Genomic DNA, 12931 nt, shown 5'->3' with positions numbered 1-12931 from the left:
AAATCGAAGCTCACCTCTAGCCAATGAGGTGAGCTTTTTTAATTTTTTTGAAAGGATGATACACATGAACGATCTTTTACACATTGGAGGAGTTAGTCTCCATAACCGACTGTTTACCGGAACAGGAAAGTTTGCTGATCACAAAGAGATGAAAAAGGCGATTGAGGCATCTCAATCTCAGGTGGTGACAGTGGCTCTTCGTCGCGTGGATATCAATGGAGATGACCAGCATATTTTGAATGATATTCCAAAGAACGTGACACTAATGCCTAATACATCAGGTGCTAGAACAGCAGAAGAAGCAATTCGAATTGCGAGATTAGCAAAAGCGAGTGGAATGGGAAATTGGATCAAGATTGAAGTGATCTCGGACCATAAATACTTACTACCGGACAATGAGGAAACCATTAAAGCAACAAAAACACTTGCGGATGAAGGGTTCGTCGTACTTCCTTATATGAGCCCTGATCTTATGGCAGCAAAACGCATGGAGGAGGCAGGAGCAGCAGCGATCATGCCGCTTGGTTCACCAATTGGGTCAAACCGCGGGATCAAAATGAAAGAAATGATTCGCATCATGATCTATGAAATCAATCTACCAATCGTCGTAGATGCTGGTATTGGCAAACCTTCTGAAGCTGCAGAAGCAATGGAAATGGGCGCAGATGCAGTGCTTGTGAATACAGCTATTGCTACAGCTGAGAATCCAGCACAAATGGCTCAGGCTTTTGATATGGCAGTAAAAGCTGGACGTATGGCTTACCTGTCCGGACTTGGACCAACTACAGAAAAAGCCAATGCTTCTTCACCGTTAACAGGATTTCTAACAACATAAGGAGGATTCCATGAGTTTTTATCACACGTATGAACAATTGAAAGACCTTCCGTTTCAAGAGCTATTTTCAAAGATTACAAGTCAAGATGTTGAGCGGGTTTTGAAAAAAGATCGACTAACACGAGATGACTATATGATCTTGCTTTCCCCAGCCGCTGAAGACTATCTAGAAGAAATGGCTCAGCGGGCTCATCAAGTAACGGTTCAGCATTTTGGTAAGACCATGCAGTTGTTCTTACCGTTATATGTATCTGATTACTGTGTGAATACATGTAAATACTGCAGCTTCAGTGTAGATAACGTGTTTCCACGGAAAAGATTAACGATGGAAGAGATAGAACAAGAAGCGAAAGCGATAAGAGATAAAGGTATTGAACACATTATTTTATTATCTGGAGAATCCCGTATGCACTCATCTGTCGAGTATTTAAAAGAGTGTATGACCGTGCTCAAAAAGTATTTCTCCTCTGTAGGCATCGAAATTCAACCGATGGATCAAGCGGATTATGAGGAGCTTGTAAATAGTGGAATAGATGGATTAACGGTTTATCAAGAGGTTTATAACGAAGACATTTACAGGGAGATTCATACGAAAGGGCCGAAGCGGGACTATCACTATCGTTTGGACACACCTGAGCGAGGCTGTCGAGCTGGTATGAGGTCCGTAAATATTGGGGCGCTATTAGGGTTGGATAATTGGAGAAAGGAAAGCTTCATCTCTGGTTTGCATGCGCAATATTTACAGGATACCTATTTAGAGACGGAAATCGGTACTTCCTTCCCACGTATCCGTCCAAATGCTGGTGGTTTCCAACCTAATGTAGATGTGTCAGATAAAAATCTTGTTCAATCCATGCTAGCCTTAAGAATCTTTTTACCGCGAGTAGGGATTACGATATCGACTCGAGAAAACCCAGCTTTTCGGGATCAGATCATTCCATTAGGGGTAACGAAAATGTCTGCTGCCTCCTCTACAGAAGTAGGTGGCTATACGAACCCAAACGATACACAAAGTCAATTTGAAATATCAGATGAGCGCTCGGTTGAAGAAATCCGTGATCTTCTTCATTCAAAAGGTTATCAGCCTGTGATGAAAGATTGGCAGATCATCTAATGGAGTTCCACCTTGTCTCAAACGGGAGGATGGACCTTAATGAGTTTTCAAAGATAGCAGGGCAGTTAGCGCCGTATGTTGACTGTATTCACCTAAGGGAAAAGCGTCGTTCAGCTCAAGAAATCACAAGTGCAGTAAAACGATTGAAGGGAGAATCGGTTCCCTCGGAAAATATCATTGTGAATGACAGAGTCGATATAGCTTGTGTTGAAGGTGTTCGTGGTGTGCAACTGGCATATCACAGTATCGGTCCAAGAGAGGTTCGTAAGCATTTTCCTCAGATGCTAATTGGAAAATCTGTTCACTCACTCATGGAAGCTCAAGAAGCCGAGAAAGATGGTGCAGATTACGTGTTATTTGGTCATATCTTTTCATCGAACTCTAAGCCAGGGCTAGAGCCTAAAGGTATGGAAGCGTTAAAAAATGTTGTGGATGCGATCTCGATTCCTGTTATCGCAATTGGTGGGATAACACCACAAAATGTGCATGAGATAAGAAGAACTGGAGCAAAAGGGGTTGCCGTCATGTCTGGCTTACTAGATGCTCAAGACCCTATTCAGGTAGCTCAAGAATATCGGAAAGGATGGTCTATATGACGATTCAAGTAAATGGAAAACAGATTGATTTACCGCAAACAGTGAAGCACATTAGCGATCTTTTACATCACTATAACCTGCAATCGAATCAGGTCATTGTGGAATTGAATCAAACCATAGTCGATCAAAAGCTACATTCAGATACACGTATACAAAATGGCGATCAAGTAGAGCTCGTTCATTTTGTTGGAGGAGGTTGATCCTCATGGGAGATCGTTTTTCAAGACAAAAGCTTTTTGCTCCAATTGGCGAGAAGGGGCAAATCAAACTCTCTCAAAAACACGTATTTATACTTGGTGCTGGAGCTCTGGGTACGGCTAATGCGGAACAACTTGTTCGAGCAGGCGTCGGTCAAATAACGATTGCAGATCGAGATTACGTGGATTGGAGTAACCTTCAAAGGCAGCAGCTTTATGGAGAAGAAGATGCGAGTAACGCAGTGCCAAAAGCTATAGCGGCTAAAAATAGGCTAAATGCAATCAATTCTGGTACCACGATCAATAAAGTTGTAGGCGATATGGGAGTAGATGAACTTCATGAAATCATACCAGAAGTGGACTTAATTATAGATGCCACAGACAACTTTGAAACACGGATGAAGGTCAATGACATAGCTCAGTATTACAAGAAAACATGGATTTACGGAGCATGTGTAGGAAGTTATGGCTTAAGCTTCACAATTGTTCCAGAGAAGACACCATGCCTTCATTGCTTACTCGATATCCTTCCTTCAGAAGGTGCTACTTGTGATACAGCGGGGATTATAAGTCCTGTCGTACAAATGGTGGTAGCCCATCAAGTGACTGAAGCAATGAAGATATTAGTAGAGGACTATGAGGCTTTACGAAGCAAGATTGTCTCTTTTGATTTATGGAAAAATGAATTCTCATCTGTGGATGTCTCCTCTTTAAAAAAGGGAACTTGTCCTTCATGTGGAGTGAATCAGCATTACCCCTATTTAAAAGGAGATTCCCAAACGAAAACAACCGTTTTATGTGGTCGCGACACCGTTCAAATTAGACCGATGGAACCTATGAAGCGGGACTTAGAGGTTTTGAATCATGTTCTTTTAAGGACATCAGGAGAAGTGAAAAAGACCCCTTATGTGTTGATGTATCAGCAAGGACCTTATCGTCTTGTCTTTTTCCAAGATGGTCGTGTGTTAGTGCATGGAACGAAAGATGTCGCGAAAGCCAAATCTTTATATAACCAATGTGTAGGATAGGAGGCTCAAAAATGCAAGTTGCAAAAGCGTTAACCATTGCTGGCTCTGATTCTGGTGGAGGTGCTGGAATCCAAGCTGATTTAAAAACGTTTCAAGAGCTCAATGTCTATGGGATGTCTGCTATTACTGCTGTCACGGCTCAGAATACGTTAGGCGTACAAGGGGTGTATGATATTTCCGCTGATGGCGTCATTGAACAGTTGAACTCCATCGGTGATGACCTTACACCAGATGCCATTAAAACAGGCATGTTATTCAGTGAAGAGATTATTGAAGCCACAGCAATCTGTATTGATTTCTATGGGTGGAAGAACCTTGTAGTTGATCCCGTTATGATTGCTAAAGGAGGGGCGAAACTTCTTCAAGATCAAGCAGTTCGAGCTCTTAAGGAAAAGTTACTACCGTTATCAAAAGTAGTGACACCAAATATTCCCGAAGCTGAAGTTTTGGCAGATATGAAGATTGATTCTGAAGATAAAAAGAAAGAAGCAGCTAGAGCCATTCATGGACTTGGAGCTGATTTTGTAGTGATTAAAGGTGGACATGATTCATCAGCCGTAGTAACTGATATTCTGTACGATGGAAATGAATTCACATCTTTTGATTCAAATCGGTATGAAACCAAAAACACACACGGAACTGGATGTACGTTTTCGGCAGCTATTACGGCTCAGTTAGCTCAAGGTAAATCAGTTTATGAATCAATTAAAGTAGCAAAGGCATTCATTCAAGCAGCTATTGAAGAGGATCTTCATATTGGGCAAGGTCATGGACCAACGAATCATTGGGCTTATGAGAAGCGAGGCGCATTCACATGAGTATCGCTGAACATTTACCGGTTTATTTGGTCATGGGGAGTCAAAATTGTTATCAGGATCCAATTGAAGTCTTACGAAAAGCGATCCAAGGTGGCGTAACGTGTTTTCAGTATCGAGAGAAGGGAAATGGAGCGAAAGTTGGTTCTGAAAGGGAAGAACTTGGATTCCATTTGAAAAAGGTGTGCCACAATTATGGCATTCCTTTTATTGTGAATGATGATGTGAATTTGGCTATCCAGCTTGAAGCTGATGGTGTACACATTGGCCAACAGGATGGACTGGTTCAGGAGGTTCGCTCTATAATTGGTTCGGAAAAATTGCTAGGTGTCTCTGCTCATAATGTAAAAGAAGCGGAAAAAGCAATAGAGGAAGGAGCTGACTACATAGGAGTAGGCCCGATGTTCCATACATCCACGAAAAAGGATACGGAACAAGTTCGAGGTCCCATCGTTATCAGAGAAATTCGTGATGTATTTCCTGTTTTTCCTATAGTAGGGATCGGAGGGATTTCAAAAAAGAATGCCTATGATGTAGTATCCTCAGGTGCAAATGGCGTTGCCGTTATCTCAGCTATTAGTCAGGCAGAGAACGCAGTAAAAGCTTCTCAAGAATTGAAACAGGAAGTAGAAGATGGAAGACTAACAGTAGAAAAGTGATTCTAAATACACTCAAATAATAGTAAAGATTAGGCATGAAGAACCTACGAAGAGGGTACGCTCTATGTAGGTTCTTTTTTAATGGATAGAAAGAACATTATCAATAGGATTAAACCCATCATTTCGCTATACTAGGAACATGTGAAAAAGACGGAGGGATAGAATGGATTTTTCAGTGATAACAGGTGTTTCTCGCGGATTAGGTGAATCGATCGCTAAACAAATGATGGAGCAGGGGACGAGCGTAATTGGACTCTCTCGTTCTAAAAATGAAGATCTCGAATCTTTAGCGGGTAAGCATCAAGTCAACTACCAGCATTACACATGTGACCTATCATCAGAAAATGAAGTTGAAAATGTGTTTACACAAATCATAGATTTTATAAAAGAACAGAAGGCTAATAAAGTGTATGTCGTAAATAATGCAGGTGTGGTAGAGCCGATTCAAAAGGTTGGGGATCTTCCAGCAAATGAAGTGGTTCAGCACATGCATGTAAACTTGATTGCCCCAATGCTTATAACGAACTTATTCACGAAAAAATGTAGTGAGATTGACGTAACTACTGTGAATATTACTTCAGGTGCTGCCAATCGTGCTGTATATGGTTGGAGTACATATGGGAGTTCGAAAGCAGGAATCAATTATTTCACATCAACAACTGCATTAGAGTTAGAAAGAAATAATTCCTCTCATAAAATTGTGGCTTTTAGTCCAGGAATTATGGACACCGATATGCAAGCAGATATTCGCTCTGCATCAGAGGAAGCCTTTGCAGAAGTGGATAAATTTAAGGAATTTAAAGAGCAAGGAAAGCTTCGTGATACTGATGTTGTAGCTCAAGCCATGCTTAAGCTCCTGCAACAAGACTTCGAAAACGGAAGCGTTTATCACGTTAATGATCTACTAGACTAACGGAGGTGGCAGCGTGAATTTAAAAGAATGGTTCGAAAAAGGGATGGCTCCCCAAGAATATGTGAGTGCCATGAATAAGCACCAAGACAACCTCGTGTATGTATATAAAACGTTTGATCTGCCTGATGATCAGGACTTTTTCAAATATCTTAAGGATCAGAATCTAAGTGTACTCGTCATAACGGAAGACTGGTGCGGAGATGCGATGCTCAATATCCCGATCTTACTTCGGATTTGTGAAGCTGCGAACATCAATGTGCGTATGTTACCACGAGACGAACACCCTGAATTAATGGACCAATATTTAACGAATGGATCTAGATCCATCCCAATCTTTATTTTCTTCAATTCAGATGGAGAGCAAAAAGCGGTTTGGGGACCTAGAGCACCACAACTGCAGGAATTAGTTGATGAATCTCGCGAGAATCTTCCTTCTCAAGATAGTCCAGATTTTGAAGAAAAGCAGCGAGAAATGATCCTCTTTTTAACCAAAGCTTATCGAGAAAATAATGCTCTTTGGACGGAAGTATATGAAAGTTTAAAACGAACACTTTACAAGTAAGTTATATCCCCCTTTTTACAATGAAGGGGGGTTTTTATTGCTTTTTAGCATCTTCTATAATCCAATCCACAGCTTCAGCTAAATTGGAATAAATCGCATCTACTCCTTCTAAATCATCACCGATAAACACAAGCTTTGTTCCAGCATTTTGACCTGCCTGAATATCAGGCTCACGATCTCCAACCATATAAGATGAGGCGAGATCAATATCATGCTTTTCAGCCAATTCTTCAATCATAAGACTGCCAGGTTTGCGGCAAGCGCAGCCTTCTTTTGGTTTATGGGTACAGCATGCAACCTCATGAATAATGGCATCCTCTTTTTTGAGTTCCGACACCATATGCTCATGGATTTTATCTAACATATCTTCTTTAAGGTAGCCTAACCCAACACCGCCCTGGTTTGTGACTACAGCAATGAGCTCAAATAACTCAGAATCATTTAACTTTTTAATGGCTTCTGGAACTTGAGGTAAAAAGTGAAGGTGCTCTGGACGGTTAACAAACTTGACTCGCTCTGTTAAAACTTCATTAATAACACCATCTCGATCCAAAAATACAGCTTTTCGTGTCATAAATAAACTCCTTTCGCTTCCCTATTATGCCCAAGTTAAAACTGTACATGAGAGAGAAAAAGTATTAGGATATTATCATAGTGAATACTAGAAGAGTAAGGAGAGTATAAAATATGTCTATTATGGATTCCATTCTTGAATACAACAAAGAGTTTGTGCAAAACAAAGAATATGAAAAATATCAGACAACCAAGTTTCCTGACAAAAAGCTTGTGATTTTAACGTGTATGGATACACGCTTAATCGAACTGCTTCCACAAGCCATGAATGTAGCAAATGGCGATGCGAAAATAATTAAAAATGCTGGAGCGGTTATTTCTCACCCATTTGGAAGTACGATGAGAAGCATTCTTGTCGCTCTTTATGAACTACAAGCTGATGAGGTAGCAGTGATCGGCCACTATGGCTGTGGCATGACAGGGATGAATGCTGATCCGATTATCGAGAAAGCTTTACAAAATGGTATGGATCAAAACAGTCTCGATACATTAAGTTATGCTGGTGTAGATGTAGAGAAGTGGTTAAAAGGGTTCGATGATGTTGAAGAGAACGTACAAAACTCTGTTGATATGATTCGTAAACATCCATTCTTACCTGAAAACACACCAGTACATGGTCTAGTCATCTCTCCAGAAACGGGAGAACTGACTGTTGTTGATAAGCCTGAATAAGTGTAATAAGCGCAACCCTTATGAAGAGGGTTGCGTTTTTGTTTATTGAAAGATCTTTATCTATTATAGCCCCCTTATGTGGAAGACTTGATTTCGAGATATTGTGCGGTGAAGGTCCGTTGCTTTTATGAGGGGGAGGGGTTCCGTTATTTTGAACTTTTAAGGCATTTCGAGAGTCGTTACGGACATATGGTACCTTATTTATGACAAATTGGGCTTATTCAAGGTGATTTGATGCAAATAACGGAATAAATGTCCGTAAGAAAGTCATTTTAAGGTCAAATAACGGAACAATTGTCCGCAAGCATTTCCTCACATTATCGCTGCGGTTCCGTTAATCTCCATTCGGCTAAGGTGGGCTTGGGAACGGGTTGACTCCTCCGGAAAAACGGGCGAGCGAGACCCCGCAAGAAGCGTAGCGTATGAGGAGGCTCGATCGTTCGTCCGGGGAAAGCAACCCGTTCCCAAGCCCACCGTACTCCACAATAGCAACGGAACCGCCTCTCTCACTAAAACAGTTATTCCAGATAACTGCCATTTAATTGAATAACTTTTATCAATTACTTCTCTTTTTGAGGACACGAACAACTTTTCTTGCTCCGTGCTAACCTGCAAACTAGTAGCTTCTTTTTTGTTTGCCAATTCTCAAATATTTCTAGTCTTTCTATCATATGATACAATTATTATATGAAAATATTATGTTGAGAGGATCGGGTTTGATTGAGAATCCTATCGAATCTGTTTGCGGTGCTACTGTTTTTGGTAAGTGTAGGATTTGTTGTTGTGGTTCTTATGCCTGAACTAGAGAACTATGATTCTACTGATATAACCACGATTACGAAGACCACTTCAGCACCACCCCCTATTAAGAAAGAGGAAGTTCCTTTACCAGATACTCTTCACCCAACTGTTCAAAAAGCGAAAGAACGATTAATAGATTTAACGAAAGAAAAAGGGATCAAAATCATTATTACGGATGGTCATCGCTCCAAAGAAGAGCAAAATGCCTTGTATGAAAAAGGTCGCTCCAAATCAGGGAATATCGTAACCCATGTAAAAGGTGGAGGGTCTTACCACAATTATGGACTCGCTATTGATTTTGCTTTACAGCTAGACAATGGAAATGTAATTTGGGATATGAAACATGATGGAAATGGCAATGGAGAGGCAGATTGGATGGAAGTCGTCGCTATTGCAAAAGATATCGGTTTTGAATGGGGAGGGGATTGGTCCTCTTTCAAAGACTATCCACATCTTCAAATGGATTTCGGTTTTTCCATTCGTGAATTAAAATATGGAGATCGTCCAGTAGTAGAGAATTTTGAGAAAGATCCTAAATCTTCAGCATCATAAATGAGTGAACTCCAGCCTATATTTAAGGTTGGAGTTTTATTATACTAGAACAACTACATAACTTTTTTTGAACCAGAAAGAGTCTTGCGCAATCTAATAAGTAACGTAAAGTGAGGTGAACGAAATGAAAAAGCTTGTGAAAAAAGCTAGGAGAGGGAATCAGCAAGCTTTTACAGAACTCATAAAAATCTATGAAAGCCCCTATCGAACTGCAAAAAGCATTCTAAAAAAGATTCAGACTGTGCTGATGCGATTCAAGAAACCATTATAGCCTAGCTGTTTTTAAACATGGATAACCCGTATTCTTACACACAGTTAACTCCATAGACAAGGAAGAATTGATTAACGTAGCTGAAAGCATGTATTAGAATAAAAGATCGGGGTTCGTCTATGATTTGGTCATAGGCGAATTTTTTTTAGTTTTCTTAAATACTTGCCAAACTACTAGAATGTTGTGATATGGTATTAGATATACGTTTAAATTAAGAAAAGGTAAGTGTTCGAAGATGAGTTCACCCTATATATCATTTGATAAAGAGGAATGGTCCAAGTTAAAGGCAAATGTACCGATGACCATTTCTGCTGAACAATTAGAAAATCTAAAAGGTATAAATGAAGCGCTTACAATGGAAGAGGTCTCAAATGTCTATCTTCCTCTGAGTCGACTTCTCAACTTATATACACGTGCATCTCAACAGCTGCACACCGTCACAGATACCTTTCTAGGGAAACAGACCAAGAAAGTCCCTTTTATTATTGGTATTGCGGGAAGTGTGGCAGTTGGTAAAAGTACAAGCTCCCGTATCATACAAGCTCTATTAAAGGAATGGCATCATCATCCCAATGTTGATATTTTAACAACGGATGGTTTTCTATATCCGAATAAAGTGCTTGAAGAGCGCGGTATTATGAATCGAAAAGGGTTTCCTGAGAGCTATAATACCAAGAAGCTTCTTAATGTGTTAGGTGAACTGAAATCTGGCAATCGTCATGTTACAGCACCTGTATACTCGCATCTCACTTATGATATTTTGGAAGATGAAGTACAAGTACTCGATCAACCTGATATCGTCATTGTGGAAGGCATTAATGTACTTCAAACGCCAAAACCGAAAAAAGCGGAGCCTGAAACCTATGTATCCGACTTTTTCGATTTTAGTATTTATGTGGATGCTCATGAGGACTACTTGAAAAAATGGTACATCAACCGCTTTATGAAGCTTCGTGATACAGCATTCCAGGATGAAAAATCCTATTTCCATAAGTATGCGGATTTAACAGATGAAGAAGCGATAGAGATTGCAGAGGATATCTGGAATCGTATTAACTTGAAAAACTTACGTGAAAACATTCGCACCACCCGGAAACGAGCTGATCTGATTTTGCAAAAAGACTCCGATCACTTTGTAGATCATATATTGCTGAGGAAAATGTAAGGGAACGTTGGCTGAAGCCAGCGTTTTTTTATGTGAGTTTTTATATTTTTTGAGGGAGGATTCGCTGACACGAGTGAAAGCAGCGCCGACCCTAGAGAACCCCCAAAAAAAACTAAAACACCCCTGCAAACTAGCTTGCAGGGGTGTTTTCATATGAAAGAGTCTTATTTCTGACCCGTCTTTTCCTTAACAAATTCAACAACCTCTTCAGATGTATCTTTTGAAAGAATTTCATCTTTATAAGATGCCATTTCTTCTTTAGAAAGGCTAAGGATCTGTGTACGAGCTGGTAGGATAGATGTAGCGCTCATACTGAATTCATCTAAGCCTAAGCCAAGAAGGATAGGGATTGCGATTTCGTCTCCTGCCATTTCACCGCACATGCCGGCCCATTTGCCTTCAGCGTGTGCTGCTTCGATGACGTTATTGATTAGATTTAAAATCGCTGGGTTGTATGGCTGGTATAGGTAAGAAACGCGTTCGTTCATACGGTCAGCAGCCATTGTATATTGAATTAAGTCGTTTGTTCCGATAGAGAAGAAGTCAACCTCTTTCGCAAACTGCTTTGCGATGACAGCTGTTGCTGGGATCTCAACCATCATACCTACTTCGATACTATCTGAAACCTCAGTACCTTCAGATTGTAAGTTTGCTTTCTCTTCTTCAAGAATTGCTTTTGCCTGACGGAACTCACCAAGTGTAGCGATCATTGGGAACATGATCTTTAAGTTTCCATAAACGCTAGCGCGTAGTAATGCACGAAGCTGTGTACGGAAAATATCGTCACGTTCTAAGCATAAGCGAATCGCACGGTAGCCAAGGAATGGGTTCATTTCATCAGGAAGATCAAGATATTCAAGCTCTTTGTCGCCACCAATATCTAGTGTACGAACAACTACAGGCTTATCTGATCCCATTGATTCAAGAACAGATTTGTAAGCTTCATATTGCTCTTCTTCAGTTGGAAGCTGGCTTTTACCCATGTATAGGAACTCTGTGCGATAAAGGCCGACACCTTCGCCGCCATTACCATGTACGCCGTCTACATCGTCTGGAGTACCGATGTTTGCAACAAGCTCAACATGTTGACCATCAGCAGTTTTTGTAGACTCATCTTTTAGCTTCGCCCACTCTTGTTTCTGCTTTTCGAAGTCTGCTTGTTTTTGCTTGTACGCTTCAATTTGTTCATCAGATGGATTTACGATTACGTTGCCATCAATACCATCTACGATCACCATATCATTTTGATTAATCGTTTCTGTTACTTCTTTTGTTCCAACAACTGCTGGAATTTCAAGAGAACGAGCCATGATAGCAGAGTGAGATGTACGACCACCAATATCTGTTGTGAAGCCTTGTACGAACTCTTTGTTTAATTGAGCTGTATCAGAAGGTGTTAAGTCTTCAGCGACAATAACAACTTTTTCATCAATTAATGCAGGGTCAGGGAATGTAACGTTAAGAAGGTGAGCCATAACACGCTTCGTTACGTCCTGAATGTCTGCAGCGCGCTCGCGCATGTATTCATTATCCATGTTTTTGAACATGTCGATGAACATGTTTGCTGTTTCATCAAGTGCAGCTTCAGCATTCACATTGTCTGATTTGATTTTATCTTGGATTGGCTGAAGTAGTTCTGGATCACTTAAAACAAGTAGATGAGCAGAGAAGATCTCCGCTTTTTCCTCTCCTAATGTTTTTAGAGCGTGATCTTTAATCTTTTCAAGTTCACCTTTAGATGTCTCGATTGCATCCTGGAAGCGTTGAACTTCTTGTTCAGGACTATCAATATCTTTTTTATCGTATGAAAGATCAGGTGCTTCCATGCGATATGCTTTCGCAATAGCTATACCGCTGGATGCTCCGATTCCTTTGATGTGACTCATGAATTATTCCCCCAGATTTTCTTTTTTCATGGATTCCGCAACAGCATTCAGTGCATCTTCTTCATCCGATCCATCAGCTTTGATCTTAACTTCAGCTCCAGATGGAATCCCAAGAGACATAATGCCCATAATGGATTTAAGGTTCACGGATTTCCCGTTATACTCAAGGTTTACATCCGCTTTATACTGACCAGCCGTCTGAACTAGTACGGTTGCAGGACGTGCATGGACACCGTCTTCTGATGTAATTGTCATTGTTTGTTCGACCATGATAAAAACCTCCTGACCAATC

Annotated in this window: 15 protein-coding genes; 12 read left to right on the top strand and 3 right to left on the bottom strand. The window is 40.5% G+C overall.

Annotation, left to right across the window (positions count from 1 at the left end):
• Positions 1-64 precede the first annotated feature (64 nt).
• From GS400_RS16480 to GS400_RS16440, 9 genes are all read left to right on the top strand, one after another.
• The gene (locus GS400_RS16480) at positions 65-835 is read left to right on the top strand and encodes a thiazole synthase (protein WP_160103598.1); all 771 of its coding nucleotides are present in this window, start codon (positions 65-67) and stop codon (positions 833-835) included.
• Between the two features lie 10 nt (positions 836-845).
• A complete protein-coding gene (thiH, locus tag GS400_RS16475) occupies positions 846-1949 on the top strand; it encodes a 2-iminoacetate synthase ThiH (RefSeq protein WP_160103596.1) in 1104 nt (367 codons plus the stop codon).
• Complete coding sequence (gene tenI, locus GS400_RS16470; protein ID WP_236561002.1) at positions 1934-2545, top strand: thiazole tautomerase TenI; 612 nt, start codon at positions 1934-1936, stop codon at positions 2543-2545. The genes thiH and tenI overlap by 16 nt, the downstream gene beginning before the upstream one ends.
• On the top strand, positions 2542-2745 hold the full coding sequence (gene thiS / locus GS400_RS16465; RefSeq protein ID WP_160103594.1) for a sulfur carrier protein ThiS: 204 nt from the start codon (positions 2542-2544) through the stop codon (positions 2743-2745). The genes tenI and thiS overlap by 4 nt, the downstream gene beginning before the upstream one ends.
• Before the next feature lie 5 nt (positions 2746-2750).
• A complete protein-coding gene (locus tag GS400_RS16460) occupies positions 2751-3770 on the top strand; it encodes a MoeB/ThiF family adenylyltransferase (protein WP_160103592.1) in 1020 nt (339 codons plus the stop codon).
• A gap of 11 nt (positions 3771-3781) precedes the next feature.
• Positions 3782-4588, top strand: coding sequence for a bifunctional hydroxymethylpyrimidine kinase/phosphomethylpyrimidine kinase (gene thiD / locus GS400_RS16455; RefSeq protein ID WP_160103590.1), 807 nt, complete (start codon positions 3782-3784; stop codon positions 4586-4588).
• Positions 4585-5244, top strand: coding sequence for a thiamine phosphate synthase (thiE, locus tag GS400_RS16450; RefSeq protein ID WP_160103588.1), 660 nt, complete (start codon positions 4585-4587; stop codon positions 5242-5244). Before thiD ends, thiE begins: the two co-directional genes overlap by 4 nt.
• A gap of 163 nt (positions 5245-5407) precedes the next feature.
• Entirely contained in the window at positions 5408-6157 is a 750-nt protein-coding gene (locus tag GS400_RS16445) for a (S)-benzoin forming benzil reductase (RefSeq protein WP_160103586.1), read from the top strand.
• 13 nt (positions 6158-6170) lie between these two features.
• The gene (locus GS400_RS16440; protein ID WP_160103584.1) at positions 6171-6719 is read left to right on the top strand and encodes a thioredoxin family protein; all 549 of its coding nucleotides are present in this window, start codon (positions 6171-6173) and stop codon (positions 6717-6719) included.
• A gap of 34 nt (positions 6720-6753) precedes the next feature.
• Here GS400_RS16440 and GS400_RS16435 read toward each other — a convergent pair whose 3' ends face one another.
• Positions 6754-7293, bottom strand: coding sequence for a D-glycero-alpha-D-manno-heptose-1,7-bisphosphate 7-phosphatase (locus GS400_RS16435; protein WP_160103582.1), 540 nt, complete (start codon positions 7291-7293; stop codon positions 6754-6756).
• A 113-nt stretch (positions 7294-7406) separates the two neighbouring features.
• Here GS400_RS16435 and GS400_RS16430 point away from each other — a divergent pair, with 113 nt between their 5' ends.
• The 3 genes from GS400_RS16430 to coaA all read left to right on the top strand — a co-directional run bounded on the left by GS400_RS16430 (position 7407) and on the right by coaA (position 10753).
• Positions 7407-7964, top strand: a complete 558-nt coding sequence (locus GS400_RS16430) for a beta-class carbonic anhydrase (protein WP_160103580.1) — start codon at positions 7407-7409, stop codon at positions 7962-7964.
• Between the two features lie 747 nt (positions 7965-8711).
• Positions 8712-9317, top strand: coding sequence for a M15 family metallopeptidase (locus GS400_RS16425; protein WP_236561000.1), 606 nt, complete (start codon positions 8712-8714; stop codon positions 9315-9317).
• 506 nt (positions 9318-9823) lie between these two features.
• Complete coding sequence (gene coaA / locus GS400_RS16420; RefSeq protein WP_160103578.1) at positions 9824-10753, top strand: type I pantothenate kinase; 930 nt, start codon at positions 9824-9826, stop codon at positions 10751-10753.
• Positions 10754-10917: 164 nt separating this feature from the next.
• Here coaA and ptsP read toward each other — a convergent pair whose 3' ends face one another.
• Together ptsP and GS400_RS16410 are read right to left on the bottom strand one after the other, a co-directional pair.
• Positions 10918-12639: a phosphoenolpyruvate--protein phosphotransferase gene (ptsP, locus tag GS400_RS16415; RefSeq protein WP_160103576.1), complete on the bottom strand. Its 1722-nt coding sequence runs from the start codon at positions 12637-12639 to the stop codon at positions 10918-10920.
• Between the two features lie 3 nt (positions 12640-12642).
• The gene (locus GS400_RS16410; RefSeq protein WP_160103574.1) at positions 12643-12909 is read right to left on the bottom strand and encodes a phosphocarrier protein HPr; all 267 of its coding nucleotides are present in this window, start codon (positions 12907-12909) and stop codon (positions 12643-12645) included.
• Positions 12910-12931: the final 22 nt, after the last annotated feature.

This window comes from Pontibacillus sp. HMF3514, assembly GCF_009858175.1.
Taxonomy (GTDB): Bacteria; Bacillota; Bacilli; order Bacillales; family BH030062; genus Pontibacillus.
The sequence above is the reverse complement of the archived record's forward strand: the minus strand, read 5'-3'. Positions and strand labels throughout refer to the sequence as shown.

Bases quoted from the DNA above. Each gene is read 5' to 3' on its own strand.
- ptsP (WP_160103576.1), bottom strand. From the start codon at position 12,639: ATGAGTCACATCAAAGGAATCGGAGCATCCAGCGGTATAGCTATTGCG.
- GS400_RS16410 (WP_160103574.1), bottom strand. From the start codon at position 12,909: ATGGTCGAACAAACAATGACAATTACATCAGAAGACGGTGTCCATGCA.
- GS400_RS16480 (WP_160103598.1), top strand. From the start codon at position 65: ATGAACGATCTTTTACACATTGGAGGAGTTAGTCTCCATAACCGACTG.
- thiE (WP_160103588.1), top strand. From the start codon at position 4,585: ATGAGTATCGCTGAACATTTACCGGTTTATTTGGTCATGGGGAGTCAA.
- thiH (WP_160103596.1), top strand. From the start codon at position 846: ATGAGTTTTTATCACACGTATGAACAATTGAAAGACCTTCCGTTTCAA.
- GS400_RS16435 (WP_160103582.1), bottom strand. From the start codon at position 7,293: ATGACACGAAAAGCTGTATTTTTGGATCGAGATGGTGTTATTAATGAA.
- coaA (WP_160103578.1), top strand. From the start codon at position 9,824: ATGAGTTCACCCTATATATCATTTGATAAAGAGGAATGGTCCAAGTTA.
- thiS (WP_160103594.1), top strand. From the start codon at position 2,542: ATGACGATTCAAGTAAATGGAAAACAGATTGATTTACCGCAAACAGTG.
- GS400_RS16445 (WP_160103586.1), top strand. From the start codon at position 5,408: ATGGATTTTTCAGTGATAACAGGTGTTTCTCGCGGATTAGGTGAATCG.
- GS400_RS16460 (WP_160103592.1), top strand. From the start codon at position 2,751: ATGGGAGATCGTTTTTCAAGACAAAAGCTTTTTGCTCCAATTGGCGAG.
- GS400_RS16430 (WP_160103580.1), top strand. From the start codon at position 7,407: ATGTCTATTATGGATTCCATTCTTGAATACAACAAAGAGTTTGTGCAA.
- thiD (WP_160103590.1), top strand. From the start codon at position 3,782: ATGCAAGTTGCAAAAGCGTTAACCATTGCTGGCTCTGATTCTGGTGGA.